16 protein-coding genes are annotated in these 24,599 nt (G+C 43.1%); 5 read left to right on the forward strand and 11 right to left on the reverse strand.

Translation table 11 applies throughout. The features are described from left to right. Positions 1 to 51: 51 nt before the first annotated feature. Complete coding sequence (locus HH214_RS07455; protein ID WP_169606726.1) at positions 52 to 462, forward strand: helix-turn-helix transcriptional regulator; 411 nt, start codon at positions 52 to 54, stop codon at positions 460 to 462. Positions 463 to 638: 176 nt separating this feature from the next. Here HH214_RS07455 and HH214_RS07460 read toward each other — a convergent pair whose 3' ends face one another. The 4 genes from HH214_RS07460 to HH214_RS07475 all read right to left on the reverse strand — a co-directional run bounded on the left by HH214_RS07460 (position 639) and on the right by HH214_RS07475 (position 3,171). Further along, the gene (locus HH214_RS07460) at positions 639 to 1,220 is read right to left on the reverse strand and encodes a hypothetical protein (protein ID WP_169606727.1); all 582 of its coding nucleotides are present in this window, start codon (positions 1,218 to 1,220) and stop codon (positions 639 to 641) included. 25 nt (positions 1,221 to 1,245) lie between these two features. After that, entirely contained in the window at positions 1,246 to 2,190 is a 945-nt protein-coding gene (locus HH214_RS07465) for a relaxase/mobilization nuclease domain-containing protein (RefSeq protein WP_169606728.1), read from the reverse strand. Then, complete coding sequence (locus HH214_RS07470) at positions 2,165 to 2,569, reverse strand: plasmid mobilization protein (RefSeq protein WP_169606729.1); 405 nt, start codon at positions 2,567 to 2,569, stop codon at positions 2,165 to 2,167. Before HH214_RS07470 ends, HH214_RS07465 begins: the two co-directional genes overlap by 26 nt. 251 nt (positions 2,570 to 2,820) lie before the next feature. Further along, a complete protein-coding gene (locus HH214_RS07475) occupies positions 2,821 to 3,171 on the reverse strand; it encodes a helix-turn-helix domain-containing protein (protein WP_169606730.1) in 351 nt (116 codons plus the stop codon). 219 nt (positions 3,172 to 3,390) lie between these two features. Here HH214_RS07475 and HH214_RS07480 point away from each other — a divergent pair, with 219 nt between their 5' ends. Continuing rightward, positions 3,391 to 3,975 (forward strand): zeta toxin family protein, encoded by a 585-nt coding sequence (locus tag HH214_RS07480; RefSeq protein WP_169606731.1) that lies wholly within the window; start codon positions 3,391 to 3,393, stop codon positions 3,973 to 3,975. Further along, positions 3,965 to 4,138, forward strand: a complete 174-nt coding sequence (locus HH214_RS07485) for a hypothetical protein (RefSeq protein ID WP_169606732.1) — start codon at positions 3,965 to 3,967, stop codon at positions 4,136 to 4,138. Before HH214_RS07480 ends, HH214_RS07485 begins: the two co-directional genes overlap by 11 nt. Positions 4,139 to 4,187: 49 nt before the next feature. Here the strand turns inward: HH214_RS07485 and HH214_RS07490 are convergent, their stop codons facing one another. From HH214_RS07490 to HH214_RS07500, 3 genes are all read right to left on the reverse strand, one after another. Next, positions 4,188 to 5,177 carry a hypothetical protein gene (locus HH214_RS07490; protein ID WP_169606733.1) on the reverse strand — a complete coding sequence of 330 codons (990 nt, stop codon included), beginning with the start codon at positions 5,175 to 5,177 and terminating at the stop codon, positions 4,188 to 4,190. A gap of 3 nt (positions 5,178 to 5,180) precedes the next feature. Beyond that, the gene (locus HH214_RS07495) at positions 5,181 to 6,410 is read right to left on the reverse strand and encodes a site-specific integrase (protein ID WP_169606734.1); all 1,230 of its coding nucleotides are present in this window, start codon (positions 6,408 to 6,410) and stop codon (positions 5,181 to 5,183) included. A gap of 388 nt (positions 6,411 to 6,798) precedes the next feature. After that, positions 6,799 to 7,323, reverse strand: coding sequence for a glycoside hydrolase family 125 protein (locus tag HH214_RS07500; RefSeq protein ID WP_211166327.1), 525 nt, complete (start codon positions 7,321 to 7,323; stop codon positions 6,799 to 6,801). Between the two features lie 234 nt (positions 7,324 to 7,557). On the opposite strand from HH214_RS07500, the gene HH214_RS07505 reads away from it, so the two are divergent. Together HH214_RS07505 and HH214_RS07510 are read left to right on the forward strand one after the other, a co-directional pair. Further along, positions 7,558 to 11,727, forward strand: coding sequence for a hybrid sensor histidine kinase/response regulator transcription factor (locus tag HH214_RS07505; protein ID WP_169606735.1), 4,170 nt, complete (start codon positions 7,558 to 7,560; stop codon positions 11,725 to 11,727). 377 nt (positions 11,728 to 12,104) lie between these two features. Beyond that, positions 12,105 to 13,706: a glycoside hydrolase family 76 protein gene (locus tag HH214_RS07510; RefSeq protein WP_169606736.1), complete on the forward strand. Its 1,602-nt coding sequence runs from the start codon at positions 12,105 to 12,107 to the stop codon at positions 13,704 to 13,706. Between the two features lie 233 nt (positions 13,707 to 13,939). Here HH214_RS07510 and HH214_RS07515 read toward each other — a convergent pair whose 3' ends face one another. From HH214_RS07515 to HH214_RS07530, 4 genes are all read right to left on the reverse strand, one after another. Beyond that, positions 13,940 to 16,072: a GH92 family glycosyl hydrolase gene (locus HH214_RS07515; protein ID WP_169606737.1), complete on the reverse strand. Its 2,133-nt coding sequence runs from the start codon at positions 16,070 to 16,072 to the stop codon at positions 13,940 to 13,942. A 101-nt stretch (positions 16,073 to 16,173) separates the two neighbouring features. Then, on the reverse strand, positions 16,174 to 19,353 hold the full coding sequence (locus HH214_RS07520) for a glycoside hydrolase family 2 TIM barrel-domain containing protein (protein WP_169606738.1): 3,180 nt from the start codon (positions 19,351 to 19,353) through the stop codon (positions 16,174 to 16,176). Positions 19,354 to 19,612: 259 nt separating this feature from the next. After that, positions 19,613 to 21,358, reverse strand: a complete 1,746-nt coding sequence (locus HH214_RS07525; protein ID WP_169606739.1) for a RagB/SusD family nutrient uptake outer membrane protein — start codon at positions 21,356 to 21,358, stop codon at positions 19,613 to 19,615. Positions 21,359 to 21,369: 11 nt separating this feature from the next. Beyond that, positions 21,370 to 24,594 (reverse strand): SusC/RagA family TonB-linked outer membrane protein, encoded by a 3,225-nt coding sequence (locus tag HH214_RS07530; protein WP_169606740.1) that lies wholly within the window; start codon positions 24,592 to 24,594, stop codon positions 21,370 to 21,372. Positions 24,595 to 24,599 lie beyond the last annotated feature (5 nt).

The raw sequence follows: 24,599 nt of genomic DNA on the forward strand, positions 1-24,599 counted from the left end.
TCCTGGCTATGGGTTTTCTACCCATGGAAAAACTTTAGTATATTTGGGAATATGGAAGCAACCAATCCCACTTCAAAGACCACACATATCGGGCGCAAGATCAGCCGCATCAGGGAACTGCGCGGTATTAAGCAGGAAACGCTGGCTACGGAGCTGGGTGTCAGTCAGCAGACCGTCTCCCGCATGGAGCAGAGTGAGGTACTGGAGGACGAGTTGCTGGAAAAGGTAGCTAAGATATTAGGCGTACCCGCAGAGGCCATCAAGAATTTTAGCGAAGAAGCCGTGATAAACATCATATCAAGCACCTTACATCACACAAGTGGATTAGTGAATTATAATCCAACTTTTAATTTTAACCCAATAGATAAGATAGTTGAGCTTTATAACGACAAAGTAGCTTTGTTAGAACGTCTACTGCAAGCTGAAAAGGAAAAGAATGAGCTGCTTAGCCGGGATAAATAGCCCAGTTAAATTACCAGCTACAATGTACCTTCTTGACAGCTACCAAAGGACTTTATATATTAGCAACTTATTGGCGCGATACTTATCGCGCTTAATTGTGATAAGGTTTAGGTTGAAAGCCGCCGTGTAGCGAGTACAGGGCGGCTTTTATTTTTAACTCATGCGTACTCAATCCGTCATCTGCCCAGCAAACTTTTTCGCCTTCTGCCCGGCTGCCCGCGTCTTTCTTTCTGCTGTACCTGACTTCGTTGATTGTCATCGTCCACATCCCGTTTCTTCCATAGGGAATCGTCAAGATGCACATAGGCACTATCCGCCCATTCACTTATTGCAGGATACTTTTGCCTGAGCAGATTCAGCTTAGTGTCACCGGTCTCCAACCTGCCATTCTCCCGCCATAAACTAATGTTCAGGCTTACACTTCCTATTAAGACAAGCAGTGCGCAGGCTCCGCTCAGCAACACCGGCTTGGATGCTCCCGTCAGCCGGTACTCGATGACGGTTTTTATCTTCTCTGGCATCTTCGCAAGGAGAGAGTTTACGATTGAAGTCAACTCCTCGGCCTGTTTGGCGGGTGTTGCGGCCTTAACCAGTTCTTCAAGGCTTTGTTTTATTTCTGCAAAGTCCCGGCTGTAGTCGGGTGGTGGTACGGGCCGCATGCCTGTTCCTTTCTTTTCCAGTGAGCCGATCCGTTCGGCGTGGCTCATCAGCACCTCCTGGTTGTCCCGGAGCTGCTCCTGTATCTCTTGTGTGTTCATACTGATTTTGGTTAATGTGTTATTGTTATCTGCCCCGGTTTCTTCTTCGTTTATGTACCTGCTCGTCGTCTACGTCACCCGCGCCACCAAAGCCCTGCATCCAGTCCAGCCAGTTACCGGCTTTTGCTTCATCGCAGTTTGTCGCCTGTTGACTTCTTTGGTGAGCTGCCTTTGGTTGCAGGGTATCGTTCGCCTGGGCGGGTAATTCTTCTTCTTCCATCGCCGTCCGCTCTGCCAGTTGCCAGTTTTGTTGCAATTGCCTGTCCAGGTTACCATAGCTCAGGGAGCGGTCAATGGCCGAGCCTTTGAACTTTAGCTCTCCCTTGGAGAAAGAGATGCCTTGCACTTCGGTGCTCTGCCCCTTGTACTTGTACTCTAGGGAGACACCCTGAACGTTGAGCAAGGCTTCCAGTTGCTGCCAGTTTATTGCCTCTCTTGCTGCCGCCTTGATCGTGTCGAACAGTTCGTACCTGGCCTTCTCGCTGCCTCTGAGCCGCTCACGGCTGACCTGTTCCTTGCCCTCGCCGAACGTGTAGCCGTATTTGGCGGTGAGCATCTTACAGGCCTTCTCATTCCGCCTATAGTTGTTCCGGTCACTGATCGTTCGTCCCTGGTTGTCTATCCGGTTATACACGATATGCAGGTGCGGGTGAGATCTGTCCGTATGCTGCACGATGATATACTGTGTGTCACGGACGCCCATCAGCTCCATGTACTCCCTGGCCCTTGCGGCCATGACCTCCCCGCTCAGCTTGGGTGCATCCTGCCGGTGCCAGCTCAGCACCAGGTGACCGACCGCCTTGCCCAAGTTGGGATTGAGGCTACGCTGGAAGTTAAAGTCCTGCGTCAGCGCACTGATGCTGTCTGTCCGCAGATCCTCTGAGGCGTCCAGCAAGTGCGCCCCACTTTTGCCCAGCACATAGCGCAGGCAGCCGCTGAAGCTCTTACCCGTGATCGTCTTGCCTACCATCGCTGCGTAACTGTGTCAGTTCTCCTCTTATATCCGCAAACAGTACTCTGCATTCGGCTGTAAACGAGAGCAGCCCCGAAATATGCGCAAGCCTGGTCAGCTGGTTCAGGTTGTTGGCCATGCCCGACAGCCTCTTTAAATGCCCCAGTTGTTCCGGTGTCAGCCGCTGCACGATGCGGGCCGACCTGGCGGCGCTTCTGATCCACTCGCTGGTTTTCAGGCCAGCCTTTTTAGCCTTACTATCAATCAGCATTTTTTCCGTAGGCGTGAAGCGGATCAGCATCGAAACGCTGCGCCTGATGGCCTTGGGCGGCCTGCCGCCTTTTGCTTTTTTTGTGCGCTGATCTGGTAAGTTAGATGGTGAATGTTGCTCCTTCATGTTCTGTTCTCTGCTTGTTTTCTCTCTTTTGCCAGCCTCTTTGCTAGATGCGCTTATGCCTTTTCTCTGGTGCGACCATCGGGAGTCAGCGGAGCGAGTTTTCTTCCGCACGCAGGGCCGGAAGGGTTTCTGTATATACAGAAACATAAACTCGCTCCCTTTCCGCCGGACGAGTATCCGCTTGATGATACCCTTGCCTGGATACATGCTTGCGGGATCAGGGATGCTCTGCTGAGTTCTGTCTGCATAGATCAGAAGCTGGTTGGTTTGTGATGCTTTTCTATAAGGAATTGAGTAGCCTCGCCGTCCAATTCGATAGCTGTTTTCTTCCTGCCTGACTTGATCCATTCAATGAGCTCAGTCTTGTAGAAGTACAGGCGTTTACCTTGCTTATTGACCGGGATTTCCCTGCGGCTTACCTTACTGTATACTGTAGCTACAGCTATGTTTAGGAAGTCTGCGGTTTGATGAACAGTTAGTACTTCCTCAGCATTAGTTGGCATTGGTGTATGCCTTTCCAACAGAAGCTGCTCAATGTGATCGAGCTTGTGGTGTAACAGGCTGATGGCCTGCGGTAATTGTTCAAATGTGAATTGTTCCATAACAGCATTTTTTACGTTGTGCTGCAATGGTAGGCGCTTGTTTTGCAGGGTTACAAGAAGGGATACCTGTAACCTACCTGTTACCTCCTTATTTTAGCTGCTTATTTATGGTTCATAAGCTTAGTATAGAACAAAATAGTGTCAGCTATCATAAGTTGACTGTTTATCTTGTATTTGACTATACTTGTAAAACGTAATTAAAACGGTAATCAATCATCTATGCCTGACTTATATATCATAGCAGGGTGCAATGGCGCAGGTAAGACAACGGCGAGTTTAACCGTGTTACCGGAAATACTCCGCTGTAAAGAGTTTGTGAATGCAGATAACATTGCAGCAGGTTTATCACCTTTTAATCCGGAGAGTGTAGCACTCGAAGCAGGCAGGATTATGTTGCAGAGAATCCGACAGTTGCTTTACGAACAGGCCGATTTTGCATTAGAAACCACTTTGTCTACCCGAAGCTATGTTACCTTTATAAAGGATGCCGTAAAACAGGGCTATGAGGTTACGCTGGTTTTCTTTTGGCTAAGCTCGCCGGAGGTGGCGAGATACCGGGTTGCCAAACGGGTCAGTAATGGCGGTCACCATATTCCTGATGAAGTTGTTGAGCGGCGTTATTATCGAGGTATTTGGAATCTACTGAACCTGTACCTGCCTGTATGTGATAATTGGATGGTAATTGATAATAACAACTTAGACCCACAAATCGTTATTCAGGGCAAAGGAGCAGAAGAAAGAACGATTGCAAATTCCGATATTTGGGAAACCATTAAGCAACAAAGCAAAATTTATGGCGAGTAAAACAGATATAAATGAATTATCCGGCAGAGTATTATCTGGCGTTAAGAAGGCGCTGGTCAAACTTGCGGAAAAGAGCGCTGCTAACAATGAAGATTTGGTGATTGCTGATAAAAGTGGCAATGTCAAAACTATTCCCGCTAAAGACTTATTGAAAACGCTGTAAACTTATTTGTAAACAAATTTCATAATCAACTTAATCTATTCTCCACAAACTAACTTCCTCTTTGGGTTCTACTCACAGGAATGATTATTAGCATTCCATCAGCTTGCTTTTTAACATCAAGGATAGGTGACTGGCAAGGCTTGGTATTAGATGAAATAATTGAGTTAAGGTAACTTACCGGCAATTTCTTTTGCTGCCCACGGTAGACATACTCGAAATTTGAGGCCATCCATTCTTCCATCTCACCTTTGCTACATCCGACAACCAAATTAGCTTCGTACAACTGCTTAAAAGCATCTGCCAATTGGTTTCCATTACCGTTGAACACCAACGTTGTTTCCGGCTGATAGTTCCCTGTGATTAAGGCGTACAAACGCTCTTGGTCAGCAGGAGAGAAGTAGCTTTTTAATATGGTATAAAGAGCCTCGGTAGTTCCAGCGGTAAAGGCAGGAGTCCGAACGATGGAAGATGCTGAAGGTTCTCCTATACTATCTTCCACCATGCTTACTACAGGGATCATATCGTTATCTGGCTTATCGGCAGAACCTTGATCACATACAAGTAAGCTATTTGCTTGCTTCAGCAAGCCATCAAGAATTTGTTCTCTCAGTTTAACAGACTCGGCAAGGTCGTCTACAAAATCTTCTATGATGAGTATATCTTTAAGTGTCGATTGCAGATTGTGAACAATGAATAATTCATGCAGCCGGATACTCAGAATGTAGTCCCGCTCATAGGTACGTTCCCAGCCGTTGTAATTATTTTGGTAGTTGATCCAAAAGGTCTTAAACCGTTGCCGGAGTTTCTCCGCTTGTGCTATCTGTAATTGAAGTTGGCGATTGTCTAAATTGATCAGTTCAACAACGGCCATATCTCTAAGTACTCTAAGCTCGCTCTTAAAACTAAACGAGTCATAGTAGGGCGTTTCGTGCTTCAACTCGTAATAGATTCTTTCCGGCTGGCTGTTGTTCGCCAACTGCGTTCTTATCCGGAGAGTAAAAGTTTGAAGCTTAGTTAAGCAAGCGGTATAGTTCTGCATAGGTCAAAGAAGATTTTCCATAGCCTCATCGATAATAGCGTTCTCAAAACTTTTCAGATAGGTTTGAGTGATCGCTTCTGTCTGATGGCCCATCGACTCTGAGATGATTGCTGTTGAGACACCGCTGCGTTTGAGTACAGTGGCAAATGTATGCCTTGCCACGTAGCTGGTTAAAGGTATATCAATTTTAGCTTCCTTTCCTATATCCTTTAAATCCTGATTTACCCTGGTCAGTACTTTGTGTATCCGATTATGCTGCTGGGTAGGCGTTTTATGCACATCGCGGTTCAGTATGGGGAATATGTAGTCATCCCTGTCTGAGTTATCTGATTTTTTCCAGTGTTCAATAATGGCCTGAGCCGGTAAGGGTAGTCTGAAATTAAGTTCAGTTCCCGTTTTTGCTCTTTTGTAAAAAATCCGCCCGTTGATCAGATTAGCCCATTTCAAATGGGCAATGTCTACAAAGTTGATACCCTGCCCGTAATAGCTAAACAAGAAATACTGTTGCGCCTCAAATACGGCACTGCCCGTTTTCAAACTAACTGCCTCTATTTTCCTGATATCCTCTTTTGTAATTGCCCTCTTCTGGGTCTTTGTACTATACCTCTCGGAAATTTTGAACTTATCAAATGGATACAAATCCTTTTTTACATAATCTTCGGCGATAGCGGAGTTGAATAAGGCCCGGATCGTTCGAAACCGTACAGAAATTCCGTTATCCATCAAACCATTTGCTTTCATATGTGCTTCAAATTTCAGTAAGAAGTTATAATCCAGTTGAGAGAAAGTCATGTCTTTATCTCCTGCGAAAGCCTTAAGCTGATTACAGGTGTCATTGTAAACCTTTGAATTGCCGATCTGGTGGCAATCTTTCAGGTGCTGTATTTTTATAGCAAAGTAATTGAATACGGTTGTTTTCTTGACCGGCTTGTTTGCTACCGCGATTAGGACATCAGGAGTAAAATCTTTTCCTTCGTGTTTAAAGTCAATAACCTTGTCCTTGTATGTACTAATCGCTTTTGATATGATGCTATCAAATTTGGCTTTGCTGGGATGATTCTTTTTCGGGAGATTGGCTTTCCCATCCCAGTCCTTTGCATGACAAGAGAGGCCTAATGAGATGTACTTCCGTACTCGGTTTTTACAAACCCTAATCATCAGCGGATGTTCTCCGTTAGACAGTACCTTCGATTTATAAAGCACAACATTGACGGTGGTATATTCAGCTGCCATTTTACATCGGTTTACACAGTGGTTTACACAAACCTTACAAATCAAAGATAATGAACAGAATGCTAAGTTGTACGAAAATGGTTAAATAACGCTATAAAGGCACTTTTTGTAAAGAATCTATAAATAAAAGAGTAACATAAATAAACAAAAAAACTGCCTTACAAGCAGAGGGTCACAGGTTCGAATCCTGTTGCTCCCACCAAAAGAGAGTCAAATAGACTCAGAAACCTGTAAATTTCATCATTTACGGGTTTTTTTATTTTCAGACTCAGCAATTTTGGCCATTTTCTATCAAGATTTATGTTACCAATCAGAGTACCAAACTCATTTCTTATTTTTGGCACTCTAAAAGTTTGCAATTAATTGAATCAATAAAAATTACAACTATTTAGGCTTGTTTGTTACCATGTATACCGGCTTGCATATCGGTTAGGTCATGAGCCCATTTACCCACCTTAGCAGGGTCATAGTAAAATGCATTTGCATACGGATATTTCAGGATATAGGCAGTCTTTCGGTTGATTACACTAGCAATTAACCCCTTCAAACGCCCGTCTTTTGGGATGAAACTGATGCAGGGCCAAACCTGAGCACTAGAATCCCGAAACCACATGGCATCGATATCACCAGTAATCATATACGTATCCGGTCTGCCACCTTGGTTATGAAATGTTACAGTAGTATTTAGGGTAGTCGAAAAGCAATTGCCAAAAAGCCAGCCTGGCTCTTTATTTTTTACCTTATGTTGAAACTGCAGAATGGCTTGTTCAATTACTTTGCTTTCAAACCTTCGGTCAGTTTTCGAAATTGGGACGTTTGGATAGTAATCGAATGTAAATGCTTTTACAGGAACACTCATCATGATACCTCCTGTAATTAACCCAGCCTCTCGTATAAATACTCTTCTCTCCAATATTTAAAAGTTTAATTGAAGGAGTGATCAGATAGGTAATTAAATTGTCTGGCACAAGCCTGACCAATGAAAACAACCTTAAAAAGACATTGGTTAAATTAACGATTTGTACATATAAATTAACATTACGATTTTTATATGCTTTAATCATCACTTTTGACGGCTATAAAGGCTATTTTTATTTTCCCTCGACAGTATACTGTCGAGATCAGTAAACCTATTCTTCTGTTCAAGATGTTTTTATCCTGTTTTGCCTTGCGGTTCAAGATTGCGGCATGCTGCTTTTTCACCTGCGTGATGCTTTCCTGCGGCTTGTTGTTATTTTCGGCACGATCCTATGCACAAGCCAACCCATTCAGGTTCCGGCACCTGACCGTTGATGAAGGCTTATCCCATACCGATGCCAACGATGTTATTCAAGATCATAAAGGATTTATCTGGATAGCTACCTATTTTGGACTGAACCGCTATGATGGTTACAGCCTGAAAAAGTATTATAACAACAATGAACCGATCAAGAATGCCTTCAAAAACCGAATTCGATGTTTGTTCGCCGGGGAGAACGATCAAATATGGCTAGGAACAGAGGGCGGTATACAGCGGTTTGATCCTGCTACGGAAACTTATATAGACTTCAAAATCGTTGGTGAAGCATCCTTCACACCCGAGAAGCTATATAAAGCGGAAAACGATTATCTCTATGTTCTGGCTGACGGACGATTAAGAAAATTCCGGATTACAGACCGCGACTTAGTTAGTGAGCACATGAATGACTTTGACAATAAGCGGGTGTTTGACGTGGCCTACTCTACACATGAGGGATTATGGATGAGTGCTGATAAGGGTATCTTTAACTTAGACCAAAGAGGAACGGTCAGGAAAATTAATTTTACCGGTGGGTTACTCCAAGAAACCGGGAGTATAACTATAGATGCTCAGGGAAACCTGTTACTTGCCGGAGATAAGAAGATTTATTTTGCCAGGAGAACAGGTACGCAAAATAATTTCTTGATCAGCTATAGTGTTCCTGTGCCGGATTACAAAGTGATAAAGCAAATACTGCAGGATGCCCACGGCAATTACTGGGTTAACGCTTCGTCATCCATTTTATTGCTGGACCGGCATTTACAATTAAAGCAGGTCATTAAGGACGGATCGGGAATTTATGACCTTAACGCAGGCTCCTTATCAAAGCTTCTGATCGACCGTTCACAATGCTTATGGGTAGCAACGTTCAGTGGTGGAGTGAACTATTGTGATCTTAACCAAAAGAAATTCTACACGTTCCGCCATAATCCAGAAAATGCAAATTCACTTTCAGCAAATTATATCCGATCTATACTCGCAGAACGAGATGTACTTTGGATTGGAACTATGGGGGGTGGATTAAACCGGTATGATCTTTTACATCAGAAATTCAAACATTTTAATACCCACAGTTCTGGCTTGCAACTTCAAAGTGACAATATATTGTCGCTTACTCTGGATAATGATCAGCATTTGTGGATTGGCAGTTATACGGGCTTACAAGTGATTAATCCGGTTTCGCTACAAGTCTTGCATCTTGACGGAGAGGCAGAGTTTCCCGCCTTCATGATTGAAAACCTAGCTAAAGATTGTTTTGGCAACATTTGGTTTGGAAATCATACCAACCAATTCGGTGTGATCTGGAAAGACCAACATTCAAGTTATCATGTACGCTATTTCGGTGAAGGTTATTTCATTTTACCCGATGAAAGAAAACCTGAGATTCTAGTATCAAGTACACACGGCCTTAACCGCTATCAGATAGACCGGTATGGGCAAATAAAAAATGATGCCAGCTATCGCGCAGGCATTGGGCCAAATTCACTGACATCGAACTACACGTACCCAATTTGTAAGCAAAGTGATAGTATATACTGGATAGGAACGATTGGCGGTGGCCTAAACCGTCTCCGACTAAAGCCTTCCGGAGGGTACCAGATTGATAACCTGAATAAGCAATATGATATCTTTAAAGATGTAGAATCCATGGAAATCGATCAAGATGGCAATATCTGGATGGGTGGCAATGGGCTGCAGTTTCTCAACCTACGAAAACATGTACTAGTAAAATATGACAAGAATGATGGCCTGCAGGGGAATAGTTTTAAAGTTGGCACCTCCTATAAGGGCCCTGACGGTAAGCTTTACTTTGGTGGGATCAACGGCCTGAACGTTTTTAATCCTAGAGACATATTGGCCAATCACATACCCGCAAAGCCAGTTATTACCGATATACTAATTAATAACCAGCACCCGGTTTACGGATCAGTCCAAGATGATACGACTAGCCTTCCTGAAACAGTAACTTATAGTAAGTCCATCACGCTGAATTACCTTCAAAATAATTTTGTCATCTTTTTTTCAGCGATGCATTACCCTAATCCGCTGAAATGCAGATATCGCTATAAGCTGGTCGGGTTCGATAAAGACTGGATCTATACGAATGGCAGGAAGCCCTCCGCTTTTTACAGCAATCTGGATTACAGTGACTACCAATTCCTTGTTCAAGCTACTAATAATGACGGCATCTGGAGCACCGCAGAAGCCAAGCTTTTTTTAACAATCACACCGCCGTGGTGGAAAAGTATTACTGCCAAGGTTTTCTACAGCATTTTAATTCTGAGTATCCTGATTGGCATATACATTTATCAGGCAAGATGGCACGGGTTTAAAAAAGACATGGCCGTACGTGCTGTCAATGAAGCCAAACGCGAAGAAATGCACCGGCACCGGGAGGAATTATATCAGCAGCAGTTGATGTTCTTTACTAATATTTCACATGAATTTCGTACCCCACTGACGTTAATTATTGGCCCGTTGGAGGCGCTGATCAAAGAGAACGAAGATTCTCTACTGCAGAGTTCCTATCAAATGATGCTCAGGAACGCTAAAAGGCTTATCAATCTGATTGCTGAATTGATGAATTTTAAAAAAATTGCTGATGGTGTAATCAGGTTGCAGGTACAACAACTTGATATCCGAGAATTTTGTAAAGGAATTGCTGCAGAGTTTGAGGATATAGCAGATTCTAAGCTTATCAACTTTAAATTTAAAGACAGTACCAGAGCACCGGTTGATTATGAATTAAAAGGTTGGTTCGATGTTCAGGTCTTGGAAAAAATCATTTATAACCTCCTTAATAATGCATTCAAATACACCAATGTAAAAGGCTCAGTAGTTCTAGAGGTATTTGATGATTTCGCACATTTTCAACCCCAGTACAGCTCCGGGTTCGAATTGAAAAATGAGGAGTACCGCGCAGATCAATATATCTATTTCCGGGTGGCAGATACTGGTATCGGCATTTCCGAAGAATCAATTACCAAGATATTTGACCGGTATTACCGGATCAACAGTAGTCATTTAGGTTCGGGGATAGGATTGGCGCTTGTTAAAAGTTTAACTCAACTGCACAAAGGTAACATCACCGTATTTAGTGAACGTAACCAAGGAACGGAAATCATTATCGCAATTCCCTGGGGTGAGAGCAACTATACATTGCAAGAGCAAATAAGTCCAATCTCAACGCAATCTGCACAACTGGAACTGGTGGACACATCGGTGCTAGTTCCGGCTTTAACGGATGAAAAGCCGAAGATGAGCGTTCCAAAACCCGGCAAAACCATCCTGATTGTAGACGATAATCCTGAACTACGCTTATTTCTGCGGCAGATACTGGAAAAAGAATATTCAATTCTTGAAGCGGAGAATGGGCAAAAGGCAATCGACTTGTCGTTGGAGAACCTCCCCCACTTAATTATCAGCGATATTATGATGCCACTTATGGATGGTATTGAATTCAGCAAATCAATCAAAGAGCGGTTTGAAACTCGGCATATACCGATCATTCTTTTATCTGCTAAGGATGCCCTGGATACAAAGATTGCAGGGCTGGAATCAGGAGCTGATTTTTATTTCTCTAAACCGCTGAGTGTCGATTTATTATTGTTGACCGTACACAACCTCTTTCAGCGCCATGAAGTATTAAAAGAGACTTACACCAATAATTACCTCTCAGAAGCTACCGAGCTGGTACATTCAGAAAAGGATAAAGAATTTTTTAACAAGTTATTGAACATTATTGAGGAAAATTTAGAAAATACGGAAATGGATGTTGATTTTCTATGCAGGCATCTTTATGTAAGCCGGACCAAACTATATCAAAAAATCAAAAGCATATCAGACCAATCCGTAGCTGAATTTATCCGTACAGTTCGGCTAAAGCGTTCCATATTTATCATGACCCACGAAGACATTACCATGAGTGAAGTTGCCGACCGGGTAGGTTTACAAAGCAGCTCAAACTTTTCGCGAGCATTTAAAAAGGAATACGGTAAATCGCCTATGCAATTTATGCAGTCGCTGAAAAACAACTAATACACTATAAGATCAACGAACAAGATTTACCAACCGTTGATAATAAATACCTATATGCACCAAATACCTTTTATGAGTTGAACAGTTGTGCCTCTAATTTTAATCTACGGGCCTATTAAGCATTGATTGAGGTTCGTTGTGACCAATCTATCCAACAGTTTTTAAGCGAAACATAGTACCATGTACATATTAGTTTACGTAGCGTACATATCCCCTCTTCTAGCTTAAAAATCTAATTTATATTTCAGTATTTCGCTTTAATATAAGCCTTACCTCTCAATAATTTAAGAACGCAAACAAGTACATATTTATTTGTACCTGAATTGTATGTACTGCTTTTTCTCGCATTATACCATTAAAACCTAAATATAAACGTTATGAGAAAAACAAACATCTTAAAAAAACGCGCCTTTGGGCTGATTCTGATGATGGCATCGTTCTGGATCACCAGTTGTAAGAAATCAGAAACGATCGCGAATTTGACAAAAACAGACGTCGGAACAGCGCCAACATCATTCAATCTCAAAGTCAGTGAAGTTAATTCACAGGCGGATGCTGCATTCAATGGTTATACCAGTGCTTTTTTAACAACACAAGGAAACACCCAGTACTTCAAAACAAGCCTGAGCGATGCCACTAAGGATTATTTCTGGCAGCAAGCCTTGGATATTCAAGGGGTAGAAGACACCTATCTCCGAACGAAGAGTGACGCGCATAAAACGTTACTCACCAACCTGCTGAATACCTTTTTACAGCAAAACCAAGGTACCGGCGGTTTGTACGATTGGAACTGGAACAACTATAATGACGATATCCTGTGGGCAGGGATCGCTTTCGTTCGTGGCTACCAAATTACGCAGAATGCAACTTACCTCACCCAGGCAAAGTACGCCTTTAACCGAGCTTATGACCGAGGCTGGGATACTACGCTGGGAGGAGGCATCTGGTGGGATGTCACTCATGAAAGCAAATCGGGGTTAAGCAACAATACTGCCGTAATTCTGGGTTGTTATATTTATGAATTCACCAAAGAGACCACCTATTTGACGAAAGCACAAAATATTTATAACTGGATTTGGGGTCATATCTATGATCACACGACTGGCGCTGTTTATGAAAAAATGTTACCTGACGGAACCCCCGTTACCGATGCCAATGTATATAATGTCGGTGCATTCATCAGTGCCGCCAACCAATTACATCGTATTACGGGTTTAACATCAATTTACGACGATGCTAAACGTTCTGTAGATTATGTCAGAAATAATAAAACCACGGGTGAAGTTTTGAGTGGAACTACTCGTAACGGAACCTGGGCATCAGAATTTGCCCGCGGTCTTGGCGAGTTCGTCAGGGATAATAATTTGTGGAGCACCTATTACACCTGGATGAAACAAAACGCGGATGCTGCCTGGGCCAAACGTCGCACCGATCTCAACGTTACCTGGAACAACTGGCTGGCAAATACCCCGGCAGATAACACGACTGGGGCAAACGAATGCATAAGCGCTGTGGTAATGCAACAAGTTACGCCGGCTACACAGCCTGGTTTGATCGACAACGGTATTTACCGGATAACGCCAAAGATGGCTAGCGGGAGCGCACTTGATATTGCCATGAGCAGCAGCTTGGCCGATATATGGGGCTGGAACGGTGGTAGCAACCAAAAGTTCAAGATTGTTCCTTTAAATTATGGGTATTACCGCTTAGTTCCTCAAAGTGCAACCACCATGTCACTTGATATTACCAATAACAGCAATGTCAATGATACACCTATTGAAATATACACGACCAACAATAATTCATCACAATATTTCAAATTGGTGTACGACTACGACGGTTATTACAAATTAAAGCCTCGTTGCGGACCAAGCAGCTGCGTTAATGTAAAAGGCGCTGGTACAACCAATGGAACAAAGTGCGTGTTGTGGCAGGAAAGTTTTATCGATAACGAACGTTGGCTATTTCAATTACAATAGTTTCGCTTGAGGTTAAAGATTACTTTGATTGCTGAACGAGATAATTAAAAAGACGGCTATACTTTCGTATAGCCGTCTTTTTAAGTTTTTGAAATAGTTGATATTGGGTTGAGGTTCATTTCGCCATAGCTTCTGTTTATGAAGCTAGACGGCGGGTACATGTACCCATCCAATTGTTCTTTAACGTGAGCCTTATTTATATAGGAATTTCATTTTTCGCTCATACTGACCTGTCATTTAAGTTTATCTGTAATAATCGTCAGTTTCGATGCGCTTTTCAGTTGCCGGTCTTGCAAGTAAAATCCATTTATTGTACGTCCATCCAAATTGATTTTAGAGATCTTTTTGCTTTTACCGACTTTGGATATTTGAAATGGATGATTATCCAACTGAAGATCGATCCGGTCGAATAAGGGAACGGAGATAATGTACTGCGGGTCTGCCGGAGAAAACGGGTAGAAGCCTAAAGCAGAGAATACGAACCAGGAAGACATTTCACCGGCATCATCCATGCCAGCATAAGCTAAGTGTTCCTTTCCCATATCGTAAAACCGGTTCATGATAGAATCTAGTAATACCTGCGATTTTTGCTGCTTCCCCACAAAGTAATATAAAAAGGGATAGCTGTGATCGGGTTGATTTCCTTGACAATACTGGCCAATAAAACCAGACAGATTGTAAGCTTCATAACCCTTCCACGGAATACTGAATAAAGAATCTAATTTCTGCTCAAAACCAGCCTTGTTAGGATACAAGCTAATCAGCCCCTGAACATCGTGCGGCACAAAAAAGGAAGACTGCCAAGCATTAGCCTCTCTGTACATATATTCATAATATGGAAAGTACGGGTTAAACTTCTTAATCCAGGAACCATCAGCAAGACGCCCGCGCATTAATTTAGTTGCAGGGTCGAACAAGTTCTTATAATTGCTTGTCCGTTGCATTAAGGAGTGGTAATTACTGGTATCATTCAGCGCTTTCGCTAATAAAGCAACTGCATAATCATCATAAGCATATTCCAGCGTTTTGGTAACTGCTGCTTTAGCAACTGTTTCTAACTGCGGGTCAGGAATGTCCTGCTCCGAGATATAGCCTTTTTGCTCATATTCTTCTACATACTTTCTTGTCCCTTCATGATAGGCATTGTTAAGCATCATCTGATAAGCTTCTTTGACATTAAACCCCCTAATGCCTCTCAGGTAAGAACCGGTGATAAAAGAGGATGCGTGGTCGCCGTGAAAGAACGTCGGCATGAAACCCGTTGGTCTGCCTTTCTCAATTAACGACTGGATTACATCAGCGGTTACTTTTGGAGAGAGAAGACCTAAGAGGATTAATTTATTACGGTAATCATCCCATAACGATGGTTCTGTGTAGTAGTTAAAATTCTTTTTAACCACCTTTCCGCTTGGGTTAGTGAATTCTCCATTCACATCACTGCGTAGGGCTGGCCAAAGAAACGAACGATATAAGCAGGAATAAAACAACCTCTTATGACGTTCAGTTCCGCCACTAACCTTTATTTTTGATAAAAGAGTATTCCATGTTGCCGCAGCTTCGTTTCTAACCTGCGAGAATTGCTTATTCAACATCTCCTTTTCCAGGTTTTCTTTGGCATTGGCTATACTCACAAAAGAAAAACCGATCTTAACTTCGAGCGTTGGGTTTCCTTCAGAAAACTCTACTACAGGCAGCCTTAATTTGTCTTTTTTAAGGGTATCAATAAACCGGATTTTTTGATTGGTAACGGCATAGAAATACATAGTTTCGCCACACTGCTGAAAACCGGTAAACGAGTTGGTACCTGTTTTTTCAATATCCCAACTTCTTACCCGCTCATTGGCCATAGGCAGGTTGACGATCAATCTTTTATTCGCTTTTGACTTATATTGATATTTATGAAAAGCACAGCGTAAAGTAGAGCTTAGTTCGGCTTTGACTCCATACCGATCTAAAACTACACTATAATAACCCGGATGGGCAACCTCACGATTATGGCGAAAGGGTGATGCATAATCATCTGCGCTAAAGTTGCCGGTAGCAGGCAAAATCGGAATATTACATAAGTTCCAATGACCTTTACTGGTGTGTGCAAAGCCAAAGATGGTGGTATCCTCATACTGATAGCCGGATCCGCTATGGAACTGCGTTACTGGGGTTAACTGAACCATGGCATTGGGTAACGAAGAGCCGGGAAAAACCTCTGCGCCCCATACCCGGTGAGTAGGCTGAAACCCTGCATCCTTCTTATCCCATATGGTAGCTGTACCCAAGAGTGGGTTTACATAATCCACAGGTGATCTTTGCGCAATGGCTACAGATCCGACCAGGGAGAACAGCGCGAAAATTATGGATCTTTTATTCATAAGCTTAGTTTGTACGCTTCCAAAGTTTCGAAAAAAGCCCCGGAAATTCCAAGGCTAAACCAATTCTATTCTCGGATGAGAAGGGATGGGAGGGCAATAATTTAAAGTTTAAATTCGTAATTAAACGTTGTTGGCCGGATATAGACCTGGTACTGTTTTAATGGTCTCGGGCCGCAGCTATGGGATCCAACGCCAAGCGTTTGATGACTGATTACTAAAGATGTCGTTTTCTGCTTGGGGAGGTCAATTTTGTATTCCACAGGTTCCATCTCCTCATCCGTATAAGGAAGGGCTGAAACTTGCATCAAGGAATCAGAGCGGAACTTCAAGTTCACGCCGGTGCTGGTAGATAGGTTGGCCCAACGTACGTCCTCGTGATTGCCGCAATCCATAGGCTTTTCGTAAGGCGTCATTTGCTCAGCAACAGTACTTGCATAATGGCCAATATCGAAACCCTGTTTTCGATCTGCATAATTTTCCATAGGACCACGACCGAAATACTCAAAGCGATTAAAGCTGGTGTCCAACAAGAAACGAACGCCAAGGCGTGCTACCGGCAAGTTAGGGTCATTGGAGCTGATCGCATTCTTCGATCTGATCAATCCGTCCGCGTAGATCGTATAAACGACATGATGATTAACGACAAAATTTTGGCGACCGATACCTTTTAGGTCAGCTGAGATTTCAATGATCCCCGGCTTTAATTGCTTAGCCACTAACCCAGAAACCGACCAATTAAGTTCCTTCAGGCCTTTGCGGTTCCAATCTTCAGCGGCCCACATATCATCTTGTTGGTGTGGTGCACGCCAAAGATGAAGCCTTGGCCCGCCATTTTCCTCAAGAAGGTTTTTACCATCCTTCTCCAATTTAATGAACGTGCCTTTTTGGCGGCTAAAGGAAAGAGAAAAAGCTTTACCTTTTACATCTATTATACCATCATGGTCATTCATCGTCAGATTCCCATTACTATGATCGGCTGCTGTTAAAGCTGGTGCGTTGATGGGCAATGCCAGCTGCTGCCAAGCGATCTCGAAGCCTTTTGGTGCCCATTGCTCCGGTTTGGATAATTTAAAAGATAATCGGATATAGTATTCTGCCCCGGCTTTCGGGTGAATTTTGTAAGGAATCGCTATTTCCTTTTCCTGACCGGGCAGTACTGTTTCAATGGTGAATGTTCCCGTCTTGATCTTATCGCCATTTTCGGTGATGACCCACTCACCCTGGAATTGCTTTAGATCAGTGAACTGATATCTGTTCTTTATCAGATACTTTCCATTTAGCGGATCTTTACTAGTGATGGTAATCCATTGATAGGCATGTTTCATTTCAGGGTAATGCGGCTTCTGAGCCCTATCGGAGAAGACAACACCTTTATGAATAAAGTAATGATCATTCGGATACTCACCGAACCCACCCCCATAGGCCGTAATATGATGGTTAGGATCACGATCATTATACAAACCCTGATCCTGCCACTCCCATATAGCGCCGCCTAGCAGTGAAGGATATTTGTCAAATAACTCATTGTAGATATCCAGAGACCCCATCGAGTTGAACATGGCATGCGCATACTCACACAAATAAAAGGGTTTAGTTAGTGCATTGTTGTTAGCTTTCCTTTCGAGATCTTCGGTCTGGGTGTACATTTCACTATCCATATCGGCCGGGTTTTTCGCACCAATACCAAATCCCTGATAATGGGTTGGCCGCGATTGATCGATTCGCTTGATGGCGTCTAGAATCGCCAGGAAGTTTGAGCCACCCGAACCACATTCATTACCAAGTGACCAGATGATCACCGACGGATGATTTTTAAAATTCTCCACGTTAGCGACATTCCTCTGAATCAAAGCCGCTTTAATCCGGGGCTCTTCATTGAATTCGTCCCATGCACCATGGCTCTCCAGATTAGCCTCTGCCACGAGGTAGATGCCATATTCGTCGCATAACTCGTACCATCTCGGATCATCTGAATAATGACTGGTTCTGACATGGTTACAGTTCCCTTGCTTAATCAGCAAGATATCACGTATCATTTCTTCTTCGGTTATCGCATGCCCGTCTTCGGGCCAGTTTTCATGCCGGTTCACGCCTTTTAACTTAATAGGAACGTTATTAACCAAAAAAAGGCGGCCTTTGATTTCGATCTGCCGGAAACCTGTCCTGGCGGAGATCAGCTCAATTACTGAATTTTTCTCCATGACTGTCAATACCGTAGTATACAGCTTCGGTGTTTCCGCTGTCCATTTCTGGGGTTTGGGAACTGTAATAGAGACATCAACAGTGACCTCCTGTCCTGGCTGCAATGCCGGAATATCCTTAATGGCACTGAGGCCAGCCATCGGTGTTTCGCCGTTATACAACTGAATATTTAATGTACGTGCAGGCGTTGGTTGGTCTGAATAGTTTTTGATTTTTGTACTCACCAATAGATCTGCATTCTGCCACTGTTTGTCAAACGTTGTTTTAATGAAGAAATCCCTGATATGCTCTTGCGGGGCACTCCAGAGCGTGACATTACGGAAAATACCACTCAACTTGAACATATCCTGATCCTCCAGGTAACTACCTGTAGTAAAACGATAAACCTCCACAGCGATCATATTTTCACCGGAATGTAGATATTTACTGATATCAAATTCTGCCGCATTGCGGGAGTTAACGCTGTAACCTACCTTTTTGCCGTTGATCCACAAAAAGAAACCTGCGTCAACACCATCAAAAGTTACAAAAACACGCCTTTTATCCCAGCCTGTAGGCATGGTAAAATTTCTGCGGTAGCTACCCACGGCATTACGCTCTTGGTAAGTAGTAAAACTGACCGGCGGTGTACTCATTACCCTAGGAAAATCTTTTTTGAAGATGTAGTTATAATTACTGTAAGCAGGCGTGCCGTATCCTTCTATCTGCCAGTTCGAAGGAACTTTAATTGTTTTCCAGTTGCTGACGTCGTAATCAATTTTGTAAAAGTTAACCGGTCTTTTTTGAGGCCAGTCAACCCAGTTGAATTTCCAGCTGCCGTTAAGGGAAGTGCTATAAGATGAAGCATGTCTTTTGGCGGCCAAAGCCTCTTTCAAGGAAGCATAAGGCATTAGTGTGGCGTGTTCAGGCTCTTTGTTGATTCCCAAGCATTCAGGATCTTCAATCTCCTTTGGTACCGCTGCTGTATCCTTTATCGAAAATAAGTGATTCTCCTGGCCATTCACAATTAAGTTTGATGATATTAGGCAAACGAGTATCAAAACGGTTAGGGGAATTTTTTTGCAGATAGCTTTGATCATATTAGATTAAAAATGGATTTAAAGATCGGAAGTACAAAGAACTTGTATTTCTAGAAATGGAGCTTGTCTTATTATACATATTATTTACCATGAGATGCCACTTGTCACATATCAGCGTTTTTTTTATGCGCCAGGAAACTAGCGTTTAGACGCCGATACTTTTGCATTAATGCCTCTACAAACTATTGTTTAAACAGCCTTTTGATTACAAGAACCCCGGTCATCCCGGGGCTTTGTTATTTTAAAATGTTAGCAAGGTTTAGTAACCTGGATTTTGCTTAAGTTTTGGATTCTGATTGATAATTCCCTGAGGAATCGGCAACCAGTTCATGTACTCCGAAAAACGGTTTTGAAATACAACTACACGCTCATAGGTAAGATTTCCTGAAGCATCAGCCGTAATTTTCATGCCATATTCAGGCGAGTTAATCACAGCCGGACTGTTTACGGTAATGTCCCAACGCCTGATGTCGTACCAACGCTTGTCTTCAAAACAAAATTCTAACCGGCGTTCCCGTCGGATAATGGTGCGCATATCTACCTGACTCGTTCCAGCAGGTACTAGTGGCAACAGCACCCTGGCCCGAACTTTATTAACTGCGTCGAACACGCTCAGGTCAGGGCCTACTGCCTCGTTCTGTGCTTCTGCGTAGCTTAGCAGCACTTCTGCATAGCGGTAAAACTGATAATTGGACGTACCAATAGCCGTACCTAAACTCGTCTGACCTAAAATAGATTCGTCTAAAGTTTTACGGATGCAATAGCCAGTGTTAGAGATGTCACTAGTTGACCCTAGATCGATCTGATTTGAACCGCCTATTCTTGATTTAAATACTTCACCCTGCCAGTAAGACCCGTCATAAACCATGGACTGCTCAAAACGTGATTCCCGGTGCAGGTAGGGATGCGCCGGATCATAGCCGGACGTTGGATCTGTAATCGGTTTCCCATTATCCATTTGGTAATCGTCGATCAAGCTTTGTGTCGGTGATGCCCCTCCCCAGGTCTGTGCCCCACCATGAACGATCACTGGTCCCATATATCCTTCACGTTTATGCCCTTTATTGGGTAAAGCATAAGCACGGGCAAAAATGGTTTCATTGTTCCAGTTATTTACAGCCAGAAACTGATCGCGGTACGCTGTTGAGGTTGTTCCTGAGCCAGTTGTTGAGGTGATCGGTGTTGCTGAAGATGTGGTAAACAGATTATAGGTATTAAGTGCTATAATGGATTGATAAGTGGCTGCAGCTTTAGCCCATTTAGCTTGGTCATTAGAGGTATTAACCAAAGGACTTGCTGCAAACAGCTCAACATCACCTTTTAAAGCCAAAGCAGCGCCTTTTGTTGCCCGGCCTAAATTGGCTGTCGTTTGCTTTAAAGGGAGCACATTTGCTGCAGCATCACAATCTGCTTCAATAAATGCCAGCGTAGCATCGGTTGTAGCCCTCTCATTGAAGATATCTGAACCGTCAGTATTGGTTAGCGGAGCTGTTAATAATGGAACTCCTCCATAATTTTTAAATAGAAGCATATAAAAGAAAGCACGCAAGAACCTAACTTCTCCTACGCGCTGCGCATACCAGGTTGCATCATAGGCAGAGGCATTTGCTGCTGCATCTTTCAAAAATACATTACATTTCCGAATGTCGGTATACAGTAATGACCAGCCAAAATAACCACCAACGCCATTGGTAGAGTTATTCGCGCTTAAGGCGTTACTACGGATCACCGCCTGACCTTCATGGTTAGTGGCACCACTATTACTATTATCGGTCCAGGCATCTAAAATACGATCCACCTGGTTTCCATTATTGTAATCGGGAAGCGAGTTGTATATGTCATTAACAAAAAGATCCGTATTAGTCTGCGTGCTAAAGGTAGTCGCATCGGTAAGTACGCCCTTAGGCGGAACGGACAAGAAATCGTCTTTTTTACAAGCGCTTAAGCTGATGATCAGTGAGACTAATAACACCGCATTTGCTTTTTGATTATATTTGAATTTCATTTTCTCGAACTTTAAAAGGTAACATTTAAGCCAAAAGAGATTACTCGTTGCTGATAGTAGTTTTGGTTATTTCCGCTATTTTCCGGATCAATATCCTCTTTCATATTTGGCGTTACAGTGAACAGGTTCTGCCCCGATGCAAACACTCTTACCGAACTGATACTCTTGCCTAAAAGCTTTCTAGGTATAGTATAGCCTAATTCCGCACTTTTCAGCCTGATATACGAATCATTCCGCATGAACCAGCTTGAGGTTTGTGTGTTGTTTGATGAAGGGGTGGCGGAGATCCTTGGATAAGTTGCATTCACGTTGTTCGGTGTCCAGTGATCAAAATACACCGCCTCTGTAGCCGAGCCTGAACCTAAGAATGGGAATACATAATAGTTATATAACTGAATATTTGATCTTGCAGAACCTTGAAAGAGCAAATCGAGATCAAAATTTTTGAAAGACAAGCGTGGTTCCAGGCCAAACTGAATTTGCGGTGTTTGCGGATGTCCAATGTCCGTGATATCGTCCGAATTTACCTTGCCGTCAGGCACTCCATTGGGTCCGCTTAAATCTGCATATTTCAGGTCTCCGACGTGAACCTGGCCAAAGTTTGGAACCGGAACGCCCGTTTTCAAAGTTGGGTTTTGTGCATTTGGGTTTGTAAAATCATCCGGCGTATAATAGCCAAGCGCTTTTAAACCAAACTGCTCGCCCAAAGGCCGCCCGGTGATTCGTCGATTTGGATTGTTGAAGGTTGCGGCATTTTCAAAAACCTGCAAAATTTTGCTCTTTGCGTAAGTAAAGGTTCCGCGAACATCTAAGCGCAAACCGTTTGCAAAGTTTTTGTAAGAGGTCAGCGTGAACTCGACACCACGATTGTTCAGGACGCCTCCATTCACCTGTCCGGTACCTACTCCATATTCACCCGGTAGCACAGATCCAATGGTCACCAGAAAATTGGAACGTTTCTCGTAAAAGAAATCCGTTTCAAATCCTATCAAGCCGTTAAACAACGTTCCTTCTAAAGCAATATCTGATTTTTTTGCCCGCTCCCAGGTGATGTTTGGATTACCCTGCAGATTCTCGGATATGCTTTGTGTAGCATTGCCACCGATGACGGCCGAGTTGTTATTGATTCCAAATTGGCTGAGATATTGATATTGACCACCGCTAGGATAATTACCTGACTGACCGTAAGATCCGCGTAATTTCAGGTTATCTACCCACTTAATACCTTTCATGAAACTTTCCTCTGAAATACGCCAGCCAGCTGAAAAGGATGGAAAGAATCCAAAGCGATTGCCTGGTGAAAACAAATAGCTCCCGTCATACCTACCAGCTGTCTCAAACAAATAACGATTGTTATAGGCATAAGTGAAACGGTAAACATAACCTAACTGCTTCTGACCACCTGAACTACCGGAAACAGTAACATCAGTTGGTAGAGGGCCGCCAAAATTGAGCTCATCTATACTTAAATTATAATTGATTCTTGAAGCGTTAAAGTTCTCCCAACGAACCTTTCGATACTCTGCTACCAACGTTCCGGTTATTTGACTTTTCCCAAAGGTATTAGCGTAATTTAATAGTCCTTGGAAGGTCATCATCTTATTTTCGTTATAAGTTTGACTTAACCTAGGCTTGTCAACACCAGAAATTGATATGGGAAAGTTGTACACGATTCCTGGTGCATAAACACCATTGGGAGATATTGGGTTGGTAAATGGCATCGGGGTTTGCCAGGTACGGACGGTAGAGTTATTATTTCCGCTAAACCCAAGCGGGTCTGGCCCAATGTCATAACTTACAATACCTTTAAGGCTCAAGCCTTTTAATGGTAATTTCTGATCAATGGACAATTGGCTCAGCCATGCAGTGTTTTTATTCAGCGTGTAACCACTGTTGTAAATTTGTGAATACAAAGACCGCCCAATATAACCACCAGGAAGACCGTTGGAGTATTGTACCGGATAGGTAGGATTTTGACGCTGTGCCTGATCAATAATTGAACCGGCGCCAACCGATGGAAAATGTTGATCTTCCTCGTAAGCATTTACTCTCAAATTCACAGTTGTGGTTTTGGTTGCATTGGCAGTTACTCCCAAAGACCCATTGTATTTATTTAAGAAAGTAGTACTCCACATACCGTCTTGCCGATTAAAGCCGACTGAAGCAAAATATTTGATATCCTCGGTACCACCCGACATTGAGATGTTATGATACTGGATGGGGCGATTCCTTTTAATAATGTCTTCCAGCGGATGTCCATCTGCGTGCCCATCTGGATCCTGGTGATTTTGAAAAAGATCAATATCCGTTTGAGTGTAAGGTTTGGTGGTTCCATCATTTGCCGCAGCCTCATTACGCAAAAGAGCATACTCGTAACTATTTACAAAACGAGGCACATAGGTCGGATTCTGGATGCCGTAATACCCATTGTAGGTCAAGGTCGGCTTTCCTGCTTTACCAGATTTCGTGGTAATCAGGATTACCCCATTTGCACCTGCCACACCATACGGGGCAACAGCAGCAGCATCTTTCAATACGGTAATGGTTTCGATGGAATTGGGATCCAGACGACTAAAATCGCGCGGAACACCGTCAACAACAGTAAGCGGCGATGTACGTCCAGTAGTCGCAGGACCGCGGATCAATAATCCGGAACCGTCAAAGCCAGGTTCACCGCCACTTTGAGTGGCGATAAGGCCTGCGGCTCGTCCAACAAGGCCGTTGGTAATATTAACTATCGGTTTTTGTGCGATCTCAGTAATTGGTATAGTTGATACCGCTGCTGTGGTAGAAGTTTTTTTCTGTGTACCATAGCCGACCACTACCACCTCGTTAAGACTATTAGATTTTGCACGAAGGGTTATGTTCAAAAAGTTTTGCCCCTTTACAGCGGCTTCCGCCACGTCGTAACCAACAAATGAAAAAACTAATGTGCCATCATCTGGAGCACTGATCGTAAAATTTCCATCAACATCTGTGACCGTGCCTGATTTAGACCCTTTGATTTTTACACTTACACCAGGCAAGGTTTGTCCGGTTGAAGCATCCGTTACTTTACCTTTAACGATTGCATCCTGATAACCATTTAGGATATTCTTTGTATAAGGCTTAATCCTGACATTGACGTTTAACGAAATAGCTGAACTTGTAAGGGGAATATAAAACAGGGCTGTTATAAGTAAAAACAATCCTATTTTTCGGTTCCCTAATCGATACTTAAGTAAATTTCTCTTCATAATTA

This window comes from Mucilaginibacter robiniae (assembly GCF_012849215.1).
GTDB lineage: Bacteria > Bacteroidota > Bacteroidia > Sphingobacteriales > Sphingobacteriaceae > Mucilaginibacter > Mucilaginibacter robiniae.